Annotated in this window: 20 protein-coding genes and 1 pseudogene; 20 read left to right on the top strand and 1 reads right to left on the bottom strand. The window is 65.7% G+C overall.

What is annotated here, in order from left to right:
• Nucleotide 1 precedes the first annotated feature (1 nt).
• The 17 genes and pseudogenes from FXV83_RS04540 to FXV83_RS04620 all read left to right on the top strand — a co-directional run bounded on the left by FXV83_RS04540 (nucleotide 2) and on the right by FXV83_RS04620 (nucleotide 18,673).
• On the top strand, nucleotides 2–1,087 hold the full coding sequence (locus FXV83_RS04540) for a branched-chain amino acid ABC transporter permease (protein ID WP_148738010.1): 1,086 nt from the start codon (nucleotides 2–4) through the stop codon (nucleotides 1,085–1,087).
• Nucleotides 1,080–1,862, top strand: coding sequence for an ABC transporter ATP-binding protein (locus FXV83_RS04545; RefSeq protein ID WP_148738011.1), 783 nt, complete (start codon nucleotides 1,080–1,082; stop codon nucleotides 1,860–1,862). Before FXV83_RS04540 ends, FXV83_RS04545 begins: the two co-directional genes overlap by 8 nt.
• On the top strand, nucleotides 1,855–4,071 hold the full coding sequence (locus tag FXV83_RS04550) for an ABC transporter permease (RefSeq protein ID WP_148738012.1): 2,217 nt from the start codon (nucleotides 1,855–1,857) through the stop codon (nucleotides 4,069–4,071). Before FXV83_RS04545 ends, FXV83_RS04550 begins: the two co-directional genes overlap by 8 nt.
• A 3-nt stretch (nucleotides 4,072–4,074) precedes the next feature.
• Entirely contained in the window at nucleotides 4,075–4,908 is an 834-nt protein-coding gene (locus tag FXV83_RS04555; RefSeq protein WP_148738013.1) for a phosphoenolpyruvate hydrolase family protein, read from the top strand.
• Between the two features lie 25 nt (nucleotides 4,909–4,933).
• On the top strand, nucleotides 4,934–7,846 hold the full coding sequence (locus FXV83_RS04560; protein ID WP_148738014.1) for a flotillin family protein: 2,913 nt from the start codon (nucleotides 4,934–4,936) through the stop codon (nucleotides 7,844–7,846).
• 11 nt (nucleotides 7,847–7,857) lie between these two features.
• Nucleotides 7,858–8,295, top strand: coding sequence for an SRPBCC family protein (locus tag FXV83_RS04565; protein WP_148738015.1), 438 nt, complete (start codon nucleotides 7,858–7,860; stop codon nucleotides 8,293–8,295).
• Nucleotides 8,296–8,300: 5 nt separating this feature from the next.
• The gene (locus FXV83_RS04570) at nucleotides 8,301–8,744 is read left to right on the top strand and encodes an SRPBCC family protein (protein WP_148738016.1); all 444 of its coding nucleotides are present in this window, start codon (nucleotides 8,301–8,303) and stop codon (nucleotides 8,742–8,744) included.
• Nucleotides 8,745–8,746: 2 nt separating this feature from the next.
• Nucleotides 8,747–9,565, top strand: a complete 819-nt coding sequence (locus FXV83_RS04575; protein ID WP_148738017.1) for an FAD binding domain-containing protein — start codon at nucleotides 8,747–8,749, stop codon at nucleotides 9,563–9,565.
• Between the two features lie 17 nt (nucleotides 9,566–9,582).
• Complete coding sequence (locus FXV83_RS04580) at nucleotides 9,583–10,059, top strand: (2Fe-2S)-binding protein (RefSeq protein ID WP_148738018.1); 477 nt, start codon at nucleotides 9,583–9,585, stop codon at nucleotides 10,057–10,059.
• 11 nt (nucleotides 10,060–10,070) lie between these two features.
• A complete protein-coding gene (locus FXV83_RS04585; protein WP_148738019.1) occupies nucleotides 10,071–11,660 on the top strand; it encodes a xanthine dehydrogenase family protein molybdopterin-binding subunit in 1,590 nt (529 codons plus the stop codon).
• On the top strand, nucleotides 11,661–12,683 hold the full coding sequence (locus FXV83_RS04590) for a xanthine dehydrogenase family protein molybdopterin-binding subunit (RefSeq protein WP_148738020.1): 1,023 nt from the start codon (nucleotides 11,661–11,663) through the stop codon (nucleotides 12,681–12,683).
• 9 nt (nucleotides 12,684–12,692) lie between these two features.
• Nucleotides 12,693–13,574, top strand: coding sequence for an AAA family ATPase (locus FXV83_RS04595; protein ID WP_148738021.1), 882 nt, complete (start codon nucleotides 12,693–12,695; stop codon nucleotides 13,572–13,574).
• Nucleotides 13,571–14,692, top strand: coding sequence for a vWA domain-containing protein (locus FXV83_RS04600; RefSeq protein WP_148738022.1), 1,122 nt, complete (start codon nucleotides 13,571–13,573; stop codon nucleotides 14,690–14,692). Before FXV83_RS04595 ends, FXV83_RS04600 begins: the two co-directional genes overlap by 4 nt.
• Nucleotides 14,689–15,573, top strand: a complete 885-nt coding sequence (locus FXV83_RS04605) for an amidohydrolase family protein (RefSeq protein ID WP_148738023.1) — start codon at nucleotides 14,689–14,691, stop codon at nucleotides 15,571–15,573. Before FXV83_RS04600 ends, FXV83_RS04605 begins: the two co-directional genes overlap by 4 nt.
• Nucleotides 15,574–15,603: 30 nt before the next feature.
• A complete protein-coding gene (locus FXV83_RS04610; protein WP_148738024.1) occupies nucleotides 15,604–16,452 on the top strand; it encodes an MBL fold metallo-hydrolase in 849 nt (282 codons plus the stop codon).
• A gap of 20 nt (nucleotides 16,453–16,472) precedes the next feature.
• Nucleotides 16,473–18,044 carry an isochorismatase family protein gene (locus FXV83_RS04615; protein WP_148738025.1) on the top strand — a complete coding sequence of 524 codons (1,572 nt, stop codon included), beginning with the start codon at nucleotides 16,473–16,475 and terminating at the stop codon, nucleotides 18,042–18,044.
• Between the two features lie 3 nt (nucleotides 18,045–18,047).
• Nucleotides 18,048–18,673: pseudogene (locus tag FXV83_RS04620) on the top strand (FMN-dependent NADH-azoreductase).
• A gap of 40 nt (nucleotides 18,674–18,713) precedes the next feature.
• Here the strand turns inward: FXV83_RS04620 and FXV83_RS04625 are convergent.
• Nucleotides 18,714–19,637: a LysR family transcriptional regulator gene (locus FXV83_RS04625; protein ID WP_148738026.1), complete on the bottom strand. Its 924-nt coding sequence runs from the start codon at nucleotides 19,635–19,637 to the stop codon at nucleotides 18,714–18,716.
• A 107-nt stretch (nucleotides 19,638–19,744) separates the two neighbouring features.
• Here FXV83_RS04625 and FXV83_RS04630 point away from each other — a divergent pair, with 107 nt between their 5' ends.
• Genes FXV83_RS04630 through FXV83_RS04640 form a run of 3 tightly spaced genes read left to right on the top strand, consistent with a single transcriptional unit; the run spans nucleotide 19,745 to nucleotide 22,522 of the window.
• Nucleotides 19,745–20,068 carry a Dabb family protein gene (locus tag FXV83_RS04630; protein ID WP_148738027.1) on the top strand — a complete coding sequence of 108 codons (324 nt, stop codon included), beginning with the start codon at nucleotides 19,745–19,747 and terminating at the stop codon, nucleotides 20,066–20,068.
• Entirely contained in the window at nucleotides 20,065–21,144 is a 1,080-nt protein-coding gene (locus tag FXV83_RS04635) for a maleylacetate reductase (RefSeq protein WP_148738028.1), read from the top strand. The genes FXV83_RS04630 and FXV83_RS04635 overlap by 4 nt, the downstream gene beginning before the upstream one ends.
• A gap of 4 nt (nucleotides 21,145–21,148) precedes the next feature.
• Nucleotides 21,149–22,522, top strand: coding sequence for an amidohydrolase family protein (locus FXV83_RS04640; protein WP_148738029.1), 1,374 nt, complete (start codon nucleotides 21,149–21,151; stop codon nucleotides 22,520–22,522).
• The last annotated feature ends 18 nt before the right edge of the window (nucleotides 22,523–22,540 follow it).

Here is a 22,540-nt window from a genome sequence, read left to right on the forward strand (position 1 = left end):
GATGTCCGTCACCCACGATACCCGCGTCCAGGTCCGGCCCGCAACAGCGCAGCGCCCGGCTCTGCGCGGATGGCCGGAGATCAACAATCCAGCGGCCTGGATCGTGGCGTCCATCCTCCTGATCATGCCGCTGATCGCCAACGGCTTCTTCCTGATCGAGATCTTTGCGACGACCTTGATCCTCGGCACCATGGCGCTGAGCCTGATGCTGCTGGCCGGCTATGCCGGCATGGTCAGCCTGATGCAGCTCACTATCGCGGGCTTTGCGGCCTACATGGTCGCGGTGTTCGGTGTAAGCGGCAATGCCAATATCAGCCTCGGCTGGCCGTGGTGGCTTGCCGTGCCGATGGCGCTCGCGCTTGCGACCATCTTCGGCACGCTCGGCGGCGCGCTCGCCGTGCGCACTGAGGGCATCTACACCATCATGATCACGCTCGCGATCGGCGCGGCCTTTTATTACTTCACCAACCAGAACTGGGCAATCTTCAACGGCCACACCGGAATCAACACCGTCGCTACGCCGCATTTCTGGGGCGTCGACTGGCGCGCCGATATTCCGTTCTATTATATCGTGCTTGCCGTCGCCGCGCTCTGCTACTTCGCCGTCGAATACGTCTCCCGCGCGCCGTTCGGCCTAACACTCCAGGGCGTCCGTGACAATCCGCGCCGCATGGCGGCGCTCGGCTTCAACGTCAACGCACACCGCGTCGCGGCCTATGCGGTCGCCTCCTTCATCGCGGCCCTCGCCGGCGTGCTCCAGGTCTGGAACTACCGCCAGATCTCGCCGGGCTCAGTCAGCGTCGGCGCCTGCATCGATGTTCTCATCATTGCCGTCGTCGGCGGCATCACGCGGCCTATTGGCCCTTACATCGGCGCACTGATCTTCGTCCTGCTGCGGACCTTCGCGCTCGATTTCCTGGTCAAGATAGGACTCGACGGCAACCGCTTCCGGCTGCTGATCGGTCTCGGCTTCCTTGCCATCGTGTTCTGGTCGTCGGACGGCGTTATCGGCCTGTGGCAACGGTGGCGCCAGAGCCAGCGACCTGCTGCGAACCGCGCGGGCGGAGGAGGACGCGGCCATGGATAGCGTCGCGCAACGCCTCTCGGCGGTCGGCGCCGGTGCCGCGCTGGAATTGCGCGGCGTGACGCGGCTGTTCGGCGCGCTCGCGGCGCTCACCGACGTCACCATCACCGTGCGTCCCGGCGAGCGGCGTGCGGTGCTCGGCTCCAACGGTGCAGGCAAGACCACGCTGTTCAATTGCATCACTGGCGACTTTCCCCCCTCCTCCGGTACCATCCGATTCTTCGGCGAAGACGTCACCCACTTCCCACCCTATGAACGCATCCGCCGCGGCCTCAGGCGGACCTATCAGATCTCCGCCCTGTTTCCCGGCCTCACCGTGCAGGACAATGTTTATCTCGCCTGCCGCGGCGTCTCGCGCGGGCGTTTTTCGTTCCTGCGTCCCGGGCAGAACGACGCGCTGATGCACGCGGCCGACAATCTCGTGCAGGCCGTCCATCTCGCGGGCGTGAAGGACCAGCCCGTCGCCGAGCTCGCCCACGGCCAGCAGCGCCAGCTCGAGATCGCGCTGGCGCTCGCCGGTGCGCCGCGCTTCGTGCTGTTCGACGAGCCGGCCGCAGGCCTTTCGCCGACCGAACGGCAGGAGCTGGTCGAGATCCTGACCTCGCTCCCGGCGCATATCGGATACATCATCATCGAGCACGACATGGACGTGGCGCTGCGCGTGGTCGAGAGCGTCACGATGATGCACAACGGCCGCATCTTCAAGGAAGGGCTGCCGCAGGAGATCGAGTCCGATCCCGAGGTGCAGGAGCTATATCTCGGAGGCGGCCATGAATGAGGTCCGCCGCGCCGCGGCCGCGCTCGAGATCCGGGGCCTCGACGTCTATTACGGCCATTCACATGCGCTGCAAGGCGTCGACCTTTCGCTCGACACCGGTGTATTCTCCGTCGTCGGCCGCAACGGCATGGGCAAGACCACGCTGTGCAAGGCGATCATGGGCCTGGTGCCGGTGAGTGGTGGCTCGATCCGCGTCCGCGGCGAGGACATCACGCGGCGGCCGCCAGCCCATATCGCGCGCCTCGGCGTCGGCTACGTGCCGCAAGGACGCCGGCTCTGGCGCTCGCTCAGTGTCGACGAACATCTGCGGCTTGCCGGCGGGATGCGGCAGGGCCCCTGGACCGTCGAGCGCATCTACGAGACGTTCCCGCGGCTCGCGGAGCGGAAGGACCACGGCGGCGGCCAGCTCTCCGGCGGCGAGCAGCAGATGCTCGCCATCTCGCGTGCGCTCCTGACCAACCCGCATCTGCTGATCATGGATGAGCCGACCGAGGGGCTTGCACCCGTCATCGTCGCCCAGGTCGAAGAGATGTTGCTGCGACTCGGTGAGGACGGCGACATGGCCGTGCTCGTGATCGAGCAGAACATCGGCGTGGCGACGACGGTCTCGCGCAATGTCGCGATCATGGTCAACGGACGCATCAACCGCATCATCGACTCGATGCGGCTTGCCGCCGACCGCGAGTTGCAGCAGCGCCTGCTGGGCGTCGGGCTCCATGCCGAGCTTACGCCTGATCTCGACGTGCCAGCTGCGAGTACCGAGACAAAATCAGCGCCGCAGCCCGCGCGGCCGAGCGGCCCAATCCGGATCTACATCTCCAACCCGACACCGCCGACACGCTGGTCCCAACCCGCCCCGATTGCCCGGATCGAAGCGGCAGCCCGCACGCTCTCGACGCAGGTCGCGCGCCTCGACGACAGCGCGCGTCGCAGGCGCGAGCCGGCGACGTCACAGCCGTCCGGGCCGCCGGTCGTGCTGGTCGTCGGCACACTCGACACCAAGGGTACCGAGCTCCGCTTCATACGCGACATCATTGCCGGCAGCGGCCTGCGCACGCGCCTCGTCGACGTCTCCACCAGCGGCAAGCAAGCCACCTGCGACGTCTCCGCGCAGGAAATCGCCCTCAATCACGGGCGCGGCGGCTCGGCCGTGTTCGGTCCCGACCGCGGCGCCGCCGTCACCGCGATGGCGGACGCGTTTGCCAACTGGCTGCGGCGCCAGGGCAATGTCGCCGCGATCATCTCGGCGGGCGGCTCGGGCGCGGCGTCGCTTGTCGCACCCGGCATGCGTATCCTGCCCGTCGGGGTGCCCAAGCTGATCGTCTCCTCTGTCGCCTCCGGCGACGTCGGCCCCTATGTCGGCCCTGCCGACATCGCCATGATGTATTCGGTCACGGACGTGCAGGGGCTCAACTCGATCTCGCGTGCGGTGCTGTCGAACGCTGCCAACGCGATCGCGGGCATGGCCAAGGCGCGCCTCGATCAGCGCGAAGCCAGGGACCGGTCTGCGGCCACCGCCCTGCCGGCGATCGGCATCACCATGTTCGGCGTGACGACGGCCGCCGTGCAGAGGATCGCGGCCGACCTGCGCGAGGAATTCGAATGCCTTGTCTTCCACGCCACCGGCGTCGGCGGCCGTTCGATGGAAAAGCTCGTCGACTCCGGCCAGATCGCGGGCGTCGTCGATCTCACCACGACCGAAATTTGCGACCTCCTGATGGGCGGCGTGTTTCCGGCAACTGAAGACCGGTTCGGCGCCATCATCCGCACCCGCGCGCCCTATGTCGGATCGGTCGGTGCGCTCGACATGGTCAATTTCGGGCCGCCCGACACCATCCCAGAGCGCTACCGCGGCCGCAAATTCCACGTCCACAATCCGCAGGTCACGTTGATGCGGACCACGGCGGAGGAGAACGAGCGCATGGGCCGCTGGATCGGCGAGCGCCTCAACCAGATGGACGGGCCGGTCCGTTTCTTCCTGCCTGAGGGCGGCGTCTCCGCACTCGATGCACCGCGCCAGCCGTTCTGGGACCCGGAGGCCGACGCCGCCCTGTTCCGCGCGCTGGACCGCACGGTGCGACAGACCGGCAGCCGCCAGCTCATCCGCGTCAAACAGAACATCAACGATCCCGAGTTCGCCTCCACCATTGTCGGCGCGTTCCGAGCCCTGTTCGGCCGCGCCGGGGCGCGCCGGCGACTAGTGAGGTGACCGATGGCCAGGTTTGAGCGCGCAGCACTCCTGAGGCGGTTCCGCGACATGGCGAAGCGCGGCGAGGCGATCGTCGGCGGCGGCGCCGGCACAGGTCTGTCCGCCAAATGCGAGGAGGCCGGCGGAGTCGATCTCATCGTCATCTACAATTCCGGCCGCTACCGCATGGCCGGGCGCGGCTCGCTCGCCGGCCTGATGCCCTATGGCGACGCCAATGCCATCGTGCTGGAGATGGCCGGCGAAGTCCTGCCCGTCGTCGCCAAGACGCCGGTGCTCGCGGGCGTCAACGGCACCGATCCATTCCGCGACATGGACGTCTTTCTCGACCAGCTCAAGGCGCTCGGCTTTGCCGGCGTGCAGAACTTCCCGACCGTCGGCCTGATCGATGGCGTCTTCCGCGCCAATCTTGAGGAGACCGGCATGTCCTATGCCCTCGAGATCGACATGATCGCCAAGGCGCGCGAGAAGGATCTGCTGACGACGCCTTACGTCTTCAGCGAGAAGGAAGCCGCCGCGATGGCGATCGCCGGCGCCGATATCATCGTCTGCCATCTCGGTCTCACCACCGGCGGCACGATTGGTGCACAGACGGCGCCCAGACTGAACGACTGCCCGGCCCAGATCGACACCTGGGCCGCCGCCGCGCTCAGCGTCAATCCGGACATTCTGGTGCTCGCCCATGGCGGCCCGATCGCCGATCCGGACGATGCCGATTTCATCATGAAAAGCACCCGTCACTGCCACGGCTTTTATGGCGCCTCCTCGATGGAGCGCCTGCCGGTCGAACGGGCGCTGACGGAGCAGGTGCGCAAGTTCAAGGCGATCGGCGCGCGATAACGCCGGAAGGTTGAAGGAGGGAAACATGTCCGGGATTCTGGTCGGTGAATTGATCCTCTGGGTGATCGTCGCGATCGTCGTGATCGTGGTCGGCGTGTACATCGTGAACTGGCTCTATCACCGCTCGTCCAAGGAGACGTCCTTCGTCCGGACCGGCTTCCTCGGTGAACGCGTCGTGATCAATGGCGGCGCCTTCGTCCTGCCGTTCATCCACGACTACACGCCCGTCAACATGAACGTGCTGCCGATGGGCGTCGTGCGCTCCAGACAGGACGCAGTGATCACCCGCGACCGCATGCGCGTCGATATCGAGGCCGATTTCTATGTCCGCGTCCAGGCGACCCGCGAAGCGGTGTCCATCGCCGCCGCCACGCTCGGCCGCCGCACCATGGAGCCGGAGCAACTTCACGCGCTCCTCGCCGGCAAATTCATCTCCGCGATCCGTTCAGTCGCCTCGGAGATGACCCTGGAGCAGATGCACGAGCAGCGCGGCGAGTATGTCGCGCGCCTCAAGGCGAACGCTGCGGAGGCCCTCGCCCAGAACGGGCTCGAGCTGGAATCGGTCGCGATCACGGACCTCGACCAGACCGATCTCGAATTCTTCAACCCCTCGAATCGCTTCGACGCCGAAGGTCTGACCCGGCTGATGGAGGACATCGAGGCCAAGCGCAAGCTGCGCAACGACATCGAGCAGGATTCGATGATCAAGATCCGCTCCCGCAACCTGGAGGCCGAGCGGCAAGCCCTCGAGATCGAACGCGAAAGCGAGACCGCGCGCCTCGAGCAGGAGCGCGACATCGAGATGCGCCGCGCCTTGCAACGCACCGAAGTCGCCCGCGAGCGGGCGCTGCGCGAGACCGAGGCCGAGCAGGCGCAAATTTCCGCCCGCGAGACCATCGAGAAGGCGCGCATCGCCAATGACCAGGCGATCGCGGAGGCCCGCATCGCCTCTGAGCGTGAGACCCGCCAGCGGGAGATAGAGCGCACCCGCATCATCGAGGAGAAAGAACTACTGGCGCGCGAGGAGATCGAGACGTCCCGGATCGCAAACCAGCGCTCGATCGACACCAGCCGTATCGCCTCGGAGCGCGAGGTGCGCCAGCGCGAGATCGAGCGGATGCGCACTGTCGAGGAAGCCGAGATCGCCGCCCGCGAGGCGATCGAGAAGGCCCGCATCCAGCAGGATCGCGCCGTGACCGACGCCCGCATCGCCAACGAGGAAGAGACACGGCGGCGCGAAATCGAGCGGACACGCGCCGTCGAGGAAGCCGAGATCGCCGCCCGCGAAGCCACCGAAAAGGCGCGCATCGCCCAAACAATGATCGTAAATGTCGAGCGCATCTCCTCCGACGAGCGCACGCGTGCTCTGGAGATCCAGCAGGTCCGCACCATCCAGGAAGCCGAGATCGAGGCGCAACGTGCCGTAGAGGCCGCCCGCATCGCCCGCGAGCGTACTCTCGCTGCCGAGCGCATCGCGGCCGAGCAGAATACGCGGCAGCTGGAAATCGAGCGCAACCAGATGCTGGAGGTCGCCGGCATCGCCGCGCGGGAGACCACCGAGGCCTCGCGTATCGCCCAGGAAGAGCGCGTCCGCTCGCTCGAAATCGCGCGCAACCGCGCTGTCGAGGAAGCCGATATTGCGGCGCGCGAAGCGATCGAGGCCGCCCGCATCGCGCAGGAGAAGGCGGTCGCGGCCGAGCGCATCCAGGCCGAGCGCGACACGCGTGCGCTCGAAATCGAGCGGACCGGCGCCTTGGAGGCGGCCGAGTTGAAGCGGCGCGACGCCATTGAGCGCCAGCGGATCGGAGTCGACCTCGCGCTCGAGGCCGAGCGGATCAACTCCTCCAAGAAGCGCGAAGTCCTCAATATCGAGCAGAAGAAGGCGATCGAGATCGCGGACGAGGACCGCGTCATCGCGCTCTCCACCAAACGTTCCGAGCGCATCGACGCCGATCGTCAGGTCAAGCAGGCCGAGATCGTTGCCCGCAAGGAAGTTGAAACCACCGACGTCTCGCGTGAGCAGGCGCTGGAGGCGGCGCGGATCGAACGCCGCCGCTCGATCGAGCAGCTCGAGGTCGCTCGCGTCCAGTCGCTTCAGGAAGCCGAGATTGCCGCACGCGAGGAGGTCGAGCGTGCCCGCATCTCCTCCGACCGCGGCCTCGACGAGGCCCGCATCGGCCGCGAGCGCGAGCTGCGCAAGCTCGAGGTCAATCGCGAGAAGGAGGTCGAGACCGCGCTGATGGAGAAGGCGATTGCGATCCACACCAAATCGCTGGAGGAATCCGCGGCCAAAGCCTCGGCCGAGGAAGCGCGGATGCGCGCCACGGAAGCCACCGAGCGCGTTATCACCGCGCGCGAGAACGAAATCGCCAAGCGCCGCAAGAGCGTCGAGATCCTCATCGCCGAGAAGCAGGCCGAGGAGACGCGGATTACGGCGGAGGCCGAGCGCGTGCGCGCGGCCGTGGAGGCGGAGGCGCAGCGGCTGCTCAATGAAGCCGAGAATGTGCTGACCGATCAGGCGCGCTACTCGCTGTTCCGCAGGAAGCTCTTGGACCGCATCGAGGGCATCGTGCGCGAGAGCGTCAAGCCGATGGAGAAGATCGAGGGCATCCGCATCCTCCAGGTCGACGGCCTCAACGGCAACGGCCATGGCGGCAATGGCGGCCGCAGCGCCACCGACGAGGTGATCGATTCGGCGCTGCGCTACCGCGTGCAGGCGCCGCTGATCGACTCCCTCCTGGCGGATATCGGCGTCGAAGGCGGCAGTCTTGCCAAAATGCCGGGCCTGATCCGCGAGGCCCGCGACATGCAGGGCATCAAGGAGTCCGCACGCAAAAGCGGCAGTGGCGGCGGCGAAAAGCCAGCCGCCTCGCCCACGCCGTCGGCAGCAGAGGGCGGCGAACCGCCGGCCGAGCGCGGTCCGCGAAAGAAGAGCTGAGGTTTAGGACTATGCCCCGCGTCTACGTCTCCACCGTCGTCAATGCGCGCAACGACCGCGTCTGGGCGCGGGTGCGCGACTTCAACGGTCTGCCGAACTGGCATCCCGCGATCGCCGAAAGCCGAATCGAGGGCGGCGAACCCTCCGACAAGATCGGTTGTGTGCGGGATTTTCGCCTGCGCAACGGCGACCGCATCCGCGAAAAACTCCTGGGTCTCTCCGATTACGACATGTTCTGCACCTACTCGATCCTGGAATCCCCGATGGGGGTGGAGAACTACGTCGCTACGCTGCGGCTCACACCGGTCACCGACGGCGACCAGACCTTTATGGAATGGACCGCCGAGTTCGACTGCGCGCCGGAGCGCGAAACGGAGCTGGTGAGCAGTATCGGCGGCGGCGTGTTCCAGGGCGGCTTTGACGCCCTCAAGCGCGTGTTCGGAGGCTGACGACCGTGCCGCATATCGTCAAAAGCACCATCCTGGACGCGCCGACCGATGCGGCATGGTCGGTGCTGCGCGATTTCAATGGCCATGATCGCTGGCATCCGGCGGTTGCGACCTCCTCGATCGAACGCGCGCAACCTTCCGACAAGATCGGCTGTGTCAGACGATTCATACTGAAGGATGGCGCCGAACTTCGCGAACAATTGCTGGCGCTGTCCGACCTCGAGCAGAGCTTCAGCTATTGCCTGCTCGATACCCCGATCCCGATGTTCAACTACGTCGCCCATGTCCGCTTGCTGCCAGTCACCGACGGCGACCGTACCTTCTGGCACTGGGAGTCGCGTTTCACCACGAAGCCCCAGGATCGGGACCGCATCATCCACATGGTCGCGGAAGATATCTACCAGGCCGGATTCGAGGCGATCCGCCGGCATCTGAAGGAGGCTGCATAGTCATGGCCGTGACCGTCAAAACTTTTGCCAGCGCCGGCGAAGCGGCCGGTGCCCTCTCTTCGGACCGAAGCGCGCGCTATCTCGGCGGCGGCACGCTGGTGATGCGCGCGCTGAACGAGGGCGACGTCTCGATCTCGACCGTGGTCCGCGCCAGCGACCGGGCGCTGACCCGGATCGACCCATCGGGCCCGCGCATCACGCTGGGCGCCGGCGTGACCTTCGCACGCATCCTCGCCGAACGTGACCTTGCCTTCCTGCACGCCGCGGCGCGCTCGATCGGAGGCCCCGCAGTGCGCAACATGGGCACGGTGGGCGGTAATCTCTTTGCTCCAAACCCCTACGGCGATTTCACCGTCGCGCTGCTCGCGCTCGATGCAACCGTCGCGGTGCAAGGCAGCTTTGGCGCACGCGATATTCCGATCGAGGAGTTCCTGCAATCGCGCGAGCGGCAGGCCGGGACACTGGTGCTGTCAGTGTCCTGCACGCGGCCGGCGAGCAATGAGGCGTTCCGTTATCGCAAGATTGCCCGCATCAAGCCGAAGGGCGGCTCCGTCATTACGATAGCCGCGCATCTGCCGATCTCGGGCGGCCGCATCGCCGGCGCGCGCATCGCACTCGGCTCGATGGCGCCGACGCAAATCCGGGCTCGCGCCGCCGAGCGCGCGCTGGAAGGGCGCTCGCTGGATGCCGCGACGATCAGCGCGGCGGCTTCGGCGGCTGCTGAAGGAACATCGCCGTCCGACAACGCGCTTGGCAGCGCCTGGTATCGCCGCGAGATCGTTGGCGTGCATCTGCGTCGCCTGCTGTCCGGCCAGGAATAAACAGGGAATAGACCGTCATGTCCAAGATACCCCTGCAATTTCGTCACAATGGCCGCGATGTCGCGATCTTCGTCGACGGCGGCACCAATCTCCTGGTCGCGCTGCGCGAGCTGATCGGCGACATGACGCCCAAATTTGGTTGCGGCCAGGGCGGCTGCGGCACCTGCAGCGTGCTGATCGATGGTGAGCTTCACCTGTCCTGCCTGACACTGGCCGAAACTGTCGCTGGCCGCTCGATCGAAACGCTCGACGGCATGAAGCAGGGCCCGAACCTGCATCCGCTACAGCGCGCCTTCGCCGACAACTTTGCCGCCCAATGCGGCTATTGCACCCCGGGCATGCTGATGGCCGCGAAAGCGTTGCTCGACCGCAACCCCTCCCCAAGCCGCGAGGAGGTCGTCGAGGCGATCTCCGGCAACATCTGCCGCTGCACCGGCTACGAGCCAATCGTCAACGCCATCCTCGCCGCCGCGGGCGGCCGGGCCAGCGCCTAAGGATGTAAACCATGCTGGAACTGCGCAAGGACATTTTCGCCGACGAGCGCGACGATAACTTAAAGGAGATCGGCAAGGGCACGCAGCGTCAGGATATGCTCGGCCACGTCACGGGCACGTCGAGCTATTTCAACGACCACAAGCTCCAGGGCATGCTGCACCTGAAGGTGGTCCGCTCGACGCAGGCGCATGCCAGGATTCGCCGCATCGATATCACGGAGGCCGAGCGTTCGTCCGGCGTGCGCCGGATCATCCGCGGCGCCGACGTGCCGCGCAACCTCAACACGCTTCTGAGCCTGATCAATTTCGGCAAGGACGACGAGCCCTCGCTGGCGGTCGACAAGGTCCGCTACAAAGGCGAGCCGATCGTCGCCATCGTCGCCGACAGCGAGCGCGAAGCCTTTGAGGCCATAGCCAAGGTCAAGGTCGACTACGAGCCACTGCCAGCCGTGTTCGACGTCGAGGATGCGCTGAAGCCCGGCGCGCCCGTGGTCAACGAGACCTATCCCAAGAACACCTTCACCTATCACGAGACTTATGATCACCAGAAGCTTCGCTTCGGCGATGCCGACGCCGCACTTGCAACGGCCGATCACGTGCTGGAGCAGCGCTACCAGATGTCGCCGATCGAGCATGCGCCGACCGAAACCAACGGCGCGATCGCGGCCCCCGACACCAATGGCCGCTATGTCGTCTACACCTCGACGCAGGCGCTGTTCTTCTCGGTCGACACCTGCGCCAAGATCCTGGACGTTCCCTCCAACACCTTCCACTTCATCGGCGGCACCGTCGGTGGCGGTTTTGGCGGCAAGGTGGATACACTGACGGAGCCGCTCGCGATTCTCGGCGCGATGCTGACCGGCCGACCCGTGCGCTACGTGTTCGGCCGCGAGGAGGAAATGCAATACGGTCCGCCCCGCGGCGCCGAACGCATCTACATCAAGGACGGCGTGATGCGCGACGGCCGCGTAATCGCGCGAAAGATCCGCGCCTATTTCGACAGCGGCGCCTATACCCGTCTGTCGAGCTACGCCGCCGTGAAATGCGCCGCGCACCTGCCGGGGCCCTACACCATCCCGAACGTCTATGGCGACGTCTACTGCGTCTTCACCAACCGCACGCCGGCAACCGCGATGCGCGGCTTCGGCGTCACTGCGATGGATTTTGCGATCGAGTGCCAGATGGACAAGCTCGCGAACCTCGTTGGCATGGACCCGATGGAATTTCGCATCCTCAATGCCTACCGCGACGGCGACATGAAGGCGCACCGTCGCGAGGCCAAGAACACCGCGCTGATCGAGTGCGTCCAGGTCGCCGCCGAAAAGGCAAAATGGCCGATCCGCGACGAGTTCAAGCGCGCCTCATCGCGCAAGGACGGCGGTGGCAGCCGCGCAATCATCCCGCCGACGCCGGCCGATAGCCGTGCGCGACCGACCGCGCCCGTGCAGCAGCGCACGACCTACGATCGCGCGCCAGCTGCCACCTCCCGCGAACCGCCGCGAGAGCCGCCACCGCCGGCGCCACCACCTCCACCGCGGCCGTCTGCGCCCTCGCATGGCGCGACCCGCTTCTCCTCCGTCTTCGGCACCAGGAGGCGCTAGATGACCCGGCATCGCGGACGCGGCATGGCGTCGATCAACTATCCCATCGGCATGAATCTCGGCGGCGACCCGAGCCAGGCGCTGGTGCACTCCAACCCCAGCGGCAAGTTCACGGTGGCACTGTCGTCGATCGATCTCGGCCAGGGCATGAAGTCGGTGACCCGGCAGATCTGCGCGGAAACGCTAGGCGTGCCCGTGGAGGACGTCTATGTCGACACCGCAGATTCCGACACCGGCCCGCACTGCATGGGCTCGTTCGCCTCGCGCGGCACCCATCGCGTTGGCAATGCCGTGATGGCGGCGGCGCGCGAGGCGCGCGGCGTGATGATGGAGGCAGCCGCCGAGGAACTCGAGGTCAACGCCTCCGATCTCGATACCGACGGGCGCGGCAACATCCACGTCAAGGGCGCGCCGCATCGCTCGATTTCGACCAAGGACGTCGCGATTGCCGCACAGTTCAAGCAGGGCAAGACCATTTCGGGTCGCGGCATCTTCCTGGTGCCGCTGTCGAATGTCGATCCCGAAACCGGCGAGATGTCGCCTGCAACCTGCTACGCCCATGCCTGCCTCGTTGCCGAGGTCGACGTCGACGACGAGACCGGCGAGGTGGCGATGGTCCGCATGGATTCTGCCTATGAGCTCGGTCGCGCGCTCAATCCGCGTCTGGTCGAGCAGCAGCTGGTCGGCGGTGCCTGGATGGGGATCAGCCATGCGCTGTATGAGACACCGGAGCCATATTATCCCGATCCCGTTCACGGTCCCCGCGACTTCGTCGAATATCTGATGCCGGGCCCCGGCGACATCTGCCCGCACGACATCGCCGTGCTGGAGCGCCCCGCTCCCGACGGCCCGTTCGGCGCCAAGGGCCCAGGCGAAATGTGCGCCAATCCGGTGCTGCCGGCCGTCGCCAACGCGATCTTCAACGCCGTCGGCGTGCGGATCGACGACTTGCCGATCACACCCGAAAAGGTGCTGCGCGCGATCAAGGCCCAGGGCGGCGCGCGGCCGCAGTCGCGCCGCTGAGGATTTGCGATGGCGATCCGCAGCAACATCGTCGGCATCGACAGCCCGGAGGCGTTGGAGAAGGCGCTGCGGGCGGCCTATTACCTCGCCGACGAGGGGCTGGCGACCGCAGCCTATCTTGGGCTGGCGCTCGGCAAGCCCCTGCTGCTCGAAGGCGCGCCCGGCGTCGGCAAGACCGAGGCCGCGAAGGCCATTGCCGCCGTGCTCGGCCGCCGGTTGATCCGCCTGCAATGCTATGAGGGCATCGACGCCTCCGCCGCACTCTACGAATGGAATTATCCGCGTCAGATGCTTGCGATCCGCCAGGCCGGCGACGACAGCATCGACATCTATGGCGAGACGTTTCTGATCGAGCGCCCGATGCTGGCCGCGCTGCGCGCGCCCGATTCCACCGTCCTGCTGATCGATGAGATCGACCGTTCCGACCAGGAATTCGAGGCCTTCCTGCTCGAGTTCCTCTCCGACTTCCAGATCTCCATCCCAGAGCGCGGCACGGTGCGCGCCGTCGAGCGACCGGTCGTGGTGCTCACCTCGAACCGGACGCGCGACCTGCACGAGGCCTTGCGCCGGCGCTGCGTGTACCACTGGATCGACTATCCCACGGAAGAGCGCGAGGCGCGCATCGTGATGCTGCGGGCCTCGAGCGTCGCCGAGGCAACCGCGCGGGCCGTCGTCGCCGCCGTCGGGAAATTGCGGCGCGAACCGCTCACCAAGGCGCCGGGCATCGCCGAAGCCGTTGACTGGGCCGAGGCGGCGACCCTGCTGCACAAGGGTGGCGCGCGCTGGCCGGACGCGTTCAAGCGCTCGATCGGCGTGGCGCTCAAGGACGAGGAGGATCTGCATTTCATCTCGCCGCGGCTCGACGCAATGCTCGCGGAGGCGACCGCATGAGCACCGAGTCAGAGCTCCCGCGCGCCGCCCGTATCTTCGTCTCCTTCGTCGCGCTGCTGCGCGCCAACGGCTTTGCGATCGCGCCGGAGCAGACCACCGCCTATCTCGCCGCGATCGAGCTGCTCGGCCCGCGCGACCTCAACGACATCCGGCAGTCGGCGCTGGCGACCCTCGCCCCGCCACCTGAGCGTCGCACCACCTTCGACCGGCTGTTCGATCTGCATTTCCGCGGCAGCGAGGCGATCGAGCATGCCGATGACGGCGAAGACGACGAGACCATCCGTCTCCAGGAGGAGGGCCGCGGCGACGAGGAGCCCCTGCTCTCCGACGAGGCCAACGAGTCAGGGCTGGCCGCGAGCCGAAGCGAGGCACTGGTCGGGCGTCGTTTCGCCCAGCCCTCCGCGACCGATGCGCTTCGGCGCTTCACGCGCGAGGCCCCAAGGCGCCTGCCGAAGCGGCGCGGCCACCGGCGCATGCGCGCCCGTCGCGGACCGTTTGCCGATCTCCGCCGTACCTTGCGCGACTCCGTCCGCAGCGACGGCGAGATCCTGCGGCTCGGACATCTGAAGCGCAGGCAACGCCCGCGAAAAATCCTGCTGCTGATCGACGTCTCGGGCTCGATGAAGAGCCGCACCGAGGAGAACATGAAGTTCGCACATGCGCTGGTGCAGTCCGCGCCAGGTGTCGAGGTCTTCACCTTCGGCACGCGGCTCACCCGCGTCACCCGCCCGCTGCGGCTGAAACGGCGGGAGCAGGCGCTGAATGCAGCCGCACACCTCGTCAGCGACTGGGACGGCGGCACCCGCATCGGCGACGCACTGCAAGCCTTCCTCGCGGTGCCGCGGTTCGGTGCCTATGCACGTGGGGCGGCCGTGGTCGTCATCTCGGACGGCCTCGAGCGCGGCGATTGCGATGCCTTGCGCGATGCCGTGGCCAAATTGTCGCGGCGCGCCTGGCGCGTCAGCTGGCTGACACCGCTCGCGAGGGGTCCGGGCTTCCGCCCGCAAACCGAGGCGCTGGTCGCGATCGAGCGGTTCGTCGATGATCTCGTGGACGGCGGAACGAGCGCGTTGATCGTCACGCATGTCCTGTCACTCGGACGAAGGAGAGTTGCGTGATCGATATCGTCGATGGCCACCATCATATCTGGCGGCAGACCGACCTGCCCTGGCTGACCGGCCCGATGCAGCCCCGCATCTTCGGACCCTATGAGCCGATTCGGCGCGACTATCCGATCCAGGAATATCTCGGCGACCTGAAAGATACTGGCGTCACACGATCGGTCTACGTCCAAACCAACTGGGCCAATGACCGTTTCGAGGACGAAGCCGCCTGGGTGCAGCGGACGGCCGACGAGCACGGCTGGCCGCATGCAATCGTCGCCTACGCCAACTTCGCAGTCGACGACGTCCGTTCGCAGCTTGATCGCCTGAAGCGCTACCCGCTGGTGCGCGGCGTGCGCATGCAGCTGCACTGGCACGAAAATCCGCTCTACCGCTTTGCCGCCCGGCCTGACCTCTGCGTCGATCCCATGGTCCGCCGCAACGTCGCGCGCCTTGCCGACTATGGCTGGAGTTTCGATCTGCAGGTGTTCACGCCGCAAATGCCGGATGCCGCACAGTTGGCCGAGGCGTGTCCCGCGGTGACGTTCGTCCTCCAGCATGCCGGCATGCTGGAGGATCTCTCGCCTGCGGGGCGCGCCGCCTGGCGCGCTGGGATGGCCCGGCTTGCGGCATGCCCGAACGTGGTCTCCAAACTCTCCGGTCTCGGCACCTTCATCCATCGCAACGATGCGGCACATATCGCCGCCGTTCTGACCGACACCGTCGCGATCTTCGGCGCCGAGCGCTGCCTGTTCGGCTCCAATTTCCCGATCGAGAAATTGTGGACCAGCTATCGCGACCTCGTCGATGCGTTTCGTGCGGCTGCCGCGCCGCTGACCACCCAGCAGCAGGACGCAATCTTCAGGACGACGGCGACACGCGTCTATCGGCTTTGACAGACAAGGACAGAACAGGGAGCGAAAGGAATGGCGCTGGAGATCAAGATCCTGGACTATGGCGATATCGAGCTGGAATCGAGTTTTCTGGTTCTCGGCCGTGATTGCGGCCGAACTCGCCGCGTCCTCACCCTCGGCTTTCTGATTATCGGCGGCAAATACCCGGTCGTGGTCGATACCGGCTATCGCTCCAACCAGATCATGGAGACGCTGGGCATGCGTGGGCTTCAGTACCATGAGCACATGATCGAGAACCAGCTTGCCCATCACGGCGTACGCATGGGCGACGTCCGCTTCGTCTGCCACACCCATCTGCACATCGACCATGCCGGCAAGGACGATCTGTTCCCGATGAACACCACCGTCGTCCTCAACCGCAAGGAGCTCGAATATTCCGTCTCCGGCCTGATGCACCCGCAATACCCGGCACCCGACATCAAGCATTTGATCGACCGTCTGCACACCAAGAGCGCGCTGCGTTTCCTGGACCTCGAGATTACCGGCCCGATTGAGCTGATGCCTGGCGTGTACTGCGATGCCGCCAATGCGCATACCGAAGGCTCGATGAACATCATCGTCGAGACCGCGGACGGCATCGCTACCATTTGCGGCGACGTCATCTACGACATCAACGACCAGATCGTCACGCCCTTCAATGAGATTCACGATTGGGAGCCGCGCACCACCGGCAACCACGGTACCACCAAACGAGCGGAGAAGGCCGCGATCAAGAAGCTGCTCAGCAATTCGCGCTATTTACTGCCGGTGCACGACCGCCCGGCCAAGATCGAAGGCGGTAACGTCATCGGACGACTGCACGACCAGGTCCCCGGACCGATCGTGCAGTCACTACCCGAGCGCAACTGGTTCCCGGCCTGAGGTTAGCCAAGGATCGACCGATGACGCACGTCACCTTGCGAAGCGAATTCGAGACACTGATTGATCCCTACGCGCCGGTCGCGCAGGTCGGCACCGGTTTCGACTTCACGGAAGGTCCGATCTGGCATCCGGTCGACCATTATCTCCTGTTCTCGGACATGCCGGCCGACGTGCGCCGGCGCTGGGATGCGCGGCGCGGCGTCGTCGAGGTCAAACGTCCGTCGAACAAATGCAACGGCATGACCTACGACGCCGAGCTCAACCTGATCGTCTGCGAGCACGCGACATCGTCGCTGGTTCGCGAGCGGCCGGACGGGCGGCGCGAGGTGCTCGCCTCGCATTTCCAGGGCCAGGAGCTCAATAGTCCGAACGACGTCTGCGTGCACTCCTCCGGCGCGATCTATTTCTCGGATCCCTGGTATGGCCGCATGCCGGTCTATGGCGTCGAGCGGCCGCGCCAGCTCGGCTTCCAGGGCGTCTATCGCATCATGCCGGGCGGCGAGCCGAAGCTCGTTGTCGACCGCAACCTGTTTGATCAGCCGAACGGTCTGTGCTTCTCGCCGGACGAGAAACTGCTCTATGTCAACGACACCGTGCAGGCGCTGATCCGCGTGTTCGACGTCGATGGTGACGGCTCACTGTCGAATGCGCGGGTGTTCGCCAGTGGCATCCGCTCCGAGCTGGAGCCCGGCGTGCCCGACGGCATGAAATGCGACCAGCACGGCAATGTTTGGGTCACTGCGCCTGGCGGCGTCTGGGTCTATTCGCCACGCGGCGAGCTGCTCGGCAAGCTGCGCGTGCCGGAGTTGGTCGCCAATCTTTCTTGGGGCGGTCCCGATTTTCGCGCGCTGTACCTGACCTCGACGCATTCGGTGTATGCGATTCCGACCAAGGTCGGCCCGCGCCATGAGCCATATATGAGCAGCGGCCGGCGCGGCGCCGCGACTGCAAGCTCTTCGCCCGCAGCACCTATCCTCGCCGATGGCGAGATGCGGCTCGATCCGCAGCGCTGCGCCATGATCATACAGGATCTCCAGAACGACGTGATCATGGATGGCGGCGCCTTCGCCGAATCCGGCGCGCCGGGTCACGCAAAACAGCAGCATGTCGTCGAGAACGTCCGTCGCCTCGCGGAGGCCGCACGAGCCCGGGGCGTCGCTATCATCCATGTCTGGTTCGTCGTCGAGCCGGGCGCACCCGGGGTCACGCTGAACGCGCCGCTGTTCGAGGGGCTGGTCGACAGCAAGGCGATGGTTCGCGGAAGCTGGGGCGCGGCACCGGTGTCCGGCCTCGAGCCAAGACCTGGCGATTTCGTCGTCGAGAAGATGCGGATGAGCGCCTGGGAAGGCACCCGGCTCGAGACGATCCTGAAGGCAACGGGGCGCGACATGATCATCAACACCGGCGCATGGACCAATATGTCGGTCGAGCACACGGCCCGGACCGGCGCCGACAAGGGTTACTTCATGATCGTCCCCGAAGATTGCTGCTCGACCATGAACGCCGACTGGCACAACGCCTCGATCAATTTCGCCATGCAGAACGTCGCGGTCGTCACGAGGGCAGATGTCGTCATCAGAGCGCTGGGATAAGGAGTGGCAAAGCTCCTGCACCTGTCCTGCTCGCCCCGCGCCGATTCCCAATCGAGTGCGGCGCGCGCGTCTTCCTTGACGGCTTTCGCCAGGCCCGGCCGGACTGGGATGTCGATGTCATGGACATCTGGCGGGAACGGATGCCGGAATTCTCCGGTCCGATCGTCGAGGCCAAGTACGCGCGCATGAACGCGCAAGCCTTCAACGACGCGCAACGCGACAGCTTTGCCGAAGCCGAGCGAATGGCGCTGCGCTTCTCACTTGCCGACCGGGTGCTGATCTCGACGCCGATGTGGAACTTCAGCATTCCCTACAAGCTCAAGCAGTGGTTCGACATCATCGTCCAGCCCGGGCTCACCTTTACGTTCGATCCTTCGCAGGGTTATCTGCCGCTGCTGAACGACCGGCCGACGCTGGTGATCCTCGCCAGCGGCAGCGATTTCGCCACAGGAATGAACCGCGGCCGCATCGACATGGCGACGCCTTACTTGCGAGAAATCCTGCGCTTCGTCGGCATCAGAAATGTCCGCTTCGTGCCGATTGGGCCAACCACCGGACCGCAGCAGCCGATCGTGGCTGCGCGTGAGAGGTCCGAGCAACGCCTCGCCGCAATGGCTATGAGCTTCTGACGCAGCCGCGACGCCTGACGCGTGCATCGGCTTTCGCAAATTATTTCGTTGCGTCTATCCAGATCCCCGGCTCCGAATGCTCGCGAATGTAGGTCACCAGGAAATCGGAGAAGACCCTGATCTTGGCGGGCAGTCCCGCGCGATTTTGATAGGCGACGTTCATGGTGAGCAGAGGCAGCTCCCAATCCATCAGGATCGGCATGAGGTGGCCCGCCGCGATGTCGCTCTGAACGATGTAGAGCGGCTGGATGAGAATGCCGAGACCTGCGAGCGCCGCTCCACGGATGACCTGACCGTCATTGCTATCTAGTGTCGGCGTGAGGCGGATCGTCTGCGTTCCATTGCCCTTGCGCAGGCGCAGGGAATACGGGTCGTTCGCAAGGTTGTAGACCAGCATGTTGTGACGCGCGAGATCGGCGGGCTGCTCTGGCAGGTCGTGGCTCGCGAGATATGACGGCGCGGCCGCCAGCACGCGGCGCATCTGGCCAATGCGGCGAACGATGATGTTTGAATCCGGTTCCTGCTCGCGCGTTCGGATCGCCACGTCGATACCTGCCTCGATGAAATCGGGGTAACGGTTGGCGGTGGTGATCTGCATGTTGAGCTTCGGATAACGCGCGCGGAAGGCTGGCAGCATCGGTGCCAGATAGATCACCGCAAAGGAAAGCGAGCTCGTGACACGTAGCGTGCCCTGAGGCGACAAGGCGCGATCGCTGACGATGTCCTCGGCCTCCGCCAACTCGCTCAGAACCGGGCCGCAGCGCTCGAGCAGTTCCTGCCCTGCCTCCGTCAGCCACAAGCGACGCGTGTTGCGCTCGATCAGCCGGACGGCGAGACGTTCCTCGAGTGCACTGAGGTGGCGGCTGGCAGCCGCATTCGACATGCGCAGCGCCTCGGCCGCCTTGGAAAGGCTGCCAAGCTCGGCGGTCTTGGAGAACACCTCCAATTGCAGCAAGCGGTCCATTTTTTCGCTTTTAGAAAAAGAGACTTACAATTATTGGCCTTTATTTCCGTATCCCGCAAGGCAAAATGGCCCGAAGACAAGCAAGATAAAGGCGAGGAAACAGGGAAATGTCGGGCCCGATCAGGCACATCGTGATGTGGCGGCTGCGCGGGGAGACCCCCGAGGAGCGCTCCGCCGCCCGCATGAAGGTCAAGACCCTGTTCGAAGGCCTTAAGGGCCGGATCGACGGTCTCACCCATATCGAAGTCGGCCTCGACGTCAGCGACGTCGATTACGCCTGCGACGTGGTGCTGTTCACCGAATTTACCGACCAAGCTGCGCTCGCCGCCTATGCCACCCATCCGGAACATCTGCGCGTGCGCGAGGCCCTGGGCGACTTGCGAACCGGGCGCTTCCAGGTCGATTATCCCATCAAAGAGACCGGCGCATGATCGGTTCGTTCACCTTTGAAAACCTGCCTTGCCGCGTCGTATTCGGCAGCGGAACGCTTGCGACCGCCAAGGCCGAGATCGAGCGGCTCGGCGGCAAGCGCGCGCTGGTGCTGACGACGCCGCAGCAGGAGGCGCAGGGCAAAAGCTTGGGAGCGGCCCTCGGCCCGCTCTATGCCGGGCTTTTTCCGGGCGCCACCATGCATACGCCGGTCGACGTCACGGCGCGTGCGCTCACGGCGATGAAGACGTGCGATGCCGACTGCGTGGTGTCGCTCGGCGGCGGATCCACCACCGGACTTGGCAAGGCGCTGGCGTTGCGCACCGGCGTCAACCAGCTCTGCATTCCCACCACTTATGCCGGTTCCGAGATGACACCGATCGTCGGCCAGACCGAGAACGGCCTGAAGACCACGGTGCGCGACATGGCGGTGCTGCCAGAGACCGTGATCTACGATGTCGATCTCACCTTGACGCTGCCCGCGAGCCTGGCTGCGACCTCCGGCATCAATGCGATTGCGCATGCGGTGGAAGCGCTCTACGCGCGCGACGCCAATCCCGTCACCTCGCTGATGGCGGAAGAGGGCATTCGCGCATTGGCCCGCGCCCTGCCCGCTATCGCCGCCAGCAGCGACGACCGCGAGGCCCGCACCGAGGCGCTCTATGGCGCCTGGTTGTGTGGAGTTTGCCTCGGGACCGTGGGCATGGCGCTGCATCACAAGCTCTGCCACACGCTCGGCGGCACCTTCGATCTGCCGCACGCCGAGACTCACACTATCGTGCTGCCGCATGCGCTAGCCTATAACGCACCCGCAGTGCCGGACGCGATGACGCGCATCTCGCGCGCGATCGGTGCTGCTGAGGCCTCGCAGGGGCTTTACGACCTCGCGAAGCGGCTGGGTACAAAGCTTGCGCTGCGCGATGTCGGGATGCCCGAGGACGGCATCGACAAGGCGGCCGACCTCGCCGTCACCAATGCCTATTGGAATCCGCGCCCGCTCGAACGCAACGCCATCCGTGACCTGATCGCGCGCGCTTGGGCCGGCGAGCCGTCGGGCGCAACCAAAACGGCGGCGTGAAGCGATGCGGCGCACGCTGATCAAATCCACCACCGTCATCAGCATGGATGACAGGATTGGCGACCTTCGCACCGGCGACGTGCTGGTCGAAGGCAATCGCATCGTTGAGGTGAGCCCGTCCATCGATCTCGGCAGCGGCGCGGCCGAAACCGAGATCGTGGGGGGCACGGGACGGATCGTCATACCCGGCCTGATCAACGCGCATATGCACACCTGGCAGACCGCGCTGCGCGGCTATGCCGCGAACTGGACGCTGCTCGAATATTTCCGCCGTATGCATGCCGGCCTTGCCACCGTGTTCCGCCCTGAGGACATCTACATCGCGACGCTGGTCGGCGCGCTGAACCAGATCAACTGCGGCACCACCACCCTGGTCGACTGGTGCCATAACAATCCGACACCTGATCATACCGACGCCGCCGTACGCGGTCTGATCGAAAGCGGCATTCGCGCCGCGTTCTTCCACGGCTCACCGAAGCCTGAGCCTAAGCCGGGCGAGCCCCACTTCTCGGAAGTGCCGCATCCGCGCCGCGAAATCGAGCGGCTGCTGGCCGGCCCCCTCGCCGACCGCGACGGCCTCGTCACGCTCGGGCTTGCCATTCTCGGTCCGCATTATTCGACCCTCGACGTCGCCATGCATGATTTCCGCACGGCGCAGGAGCTGAAGCTGATCGCCTCGATGCATCAGGGCGGCGGCCCGGCGAAGACGCCGGGCGGCTGGGAGAAGCTGATCGAGACCGGCCTCGTCGGCGTCGGCGTCAACATCGTTCACGGCAACGATCTGCCTGACGATCTGCTCGATCGCCTGGTCGATCTCGGCGTGTCCTTCTCGGTGACGCCGGAGAACGAGATGATCCAGGGCCACGGCTTCCCGATCACGGGGCGGCTCCTGAAGCGGGGCGTGCGCCCGTCCATCGGCATCGACCTGGAATCCGTGCTGGCCGGCGATCTCTTCTCCGCCGCGCGGGTCGCGCTCTCGATGCAGCGGGCGCTGGACAATGCGGAGGCGCGCAAGGCCAGCGGCGCCATTCCAGCGACGACAACAATTCCCGCGCGCGAGGCACTGCGCTGGATCACGACCGAAGGCGCGCGGATGCTCGGCCGCGACCACCAGATCGGCTCGCTGACGCCGGGCAAACTCGCCGACCTCGTCATCATCAATGCTGGCGATCTCAACCTCATCCCGGTGCATGATCCCGTTTCCACCGTCGTGATGCAGACCAGCCCTGCCAATATCGAAGGCGTCATGATCGGTGGCATCTGGAAGAAGCGGAATGGTCGGCTACTCGCTGAGGGCCTGGAGTCGAAGAAGGAGTTGCTGGCGCAATCCGGCCAGCGGCTGGTGCAGGACATCGAACGACAGGGACGCGCTGCGTAAAGGCGCAAACGGACAACA

Source organism: Bradyrhizobium hipponense (assembly GCF_008123965.1).
Classification (GTDB): Bacteria; Pseudomonadota; Alphaproteobacteria; order Rhizobiales; family Xanthobacteraceae; genus Bradyrhizobium; species Bradyrhizobium hipponense.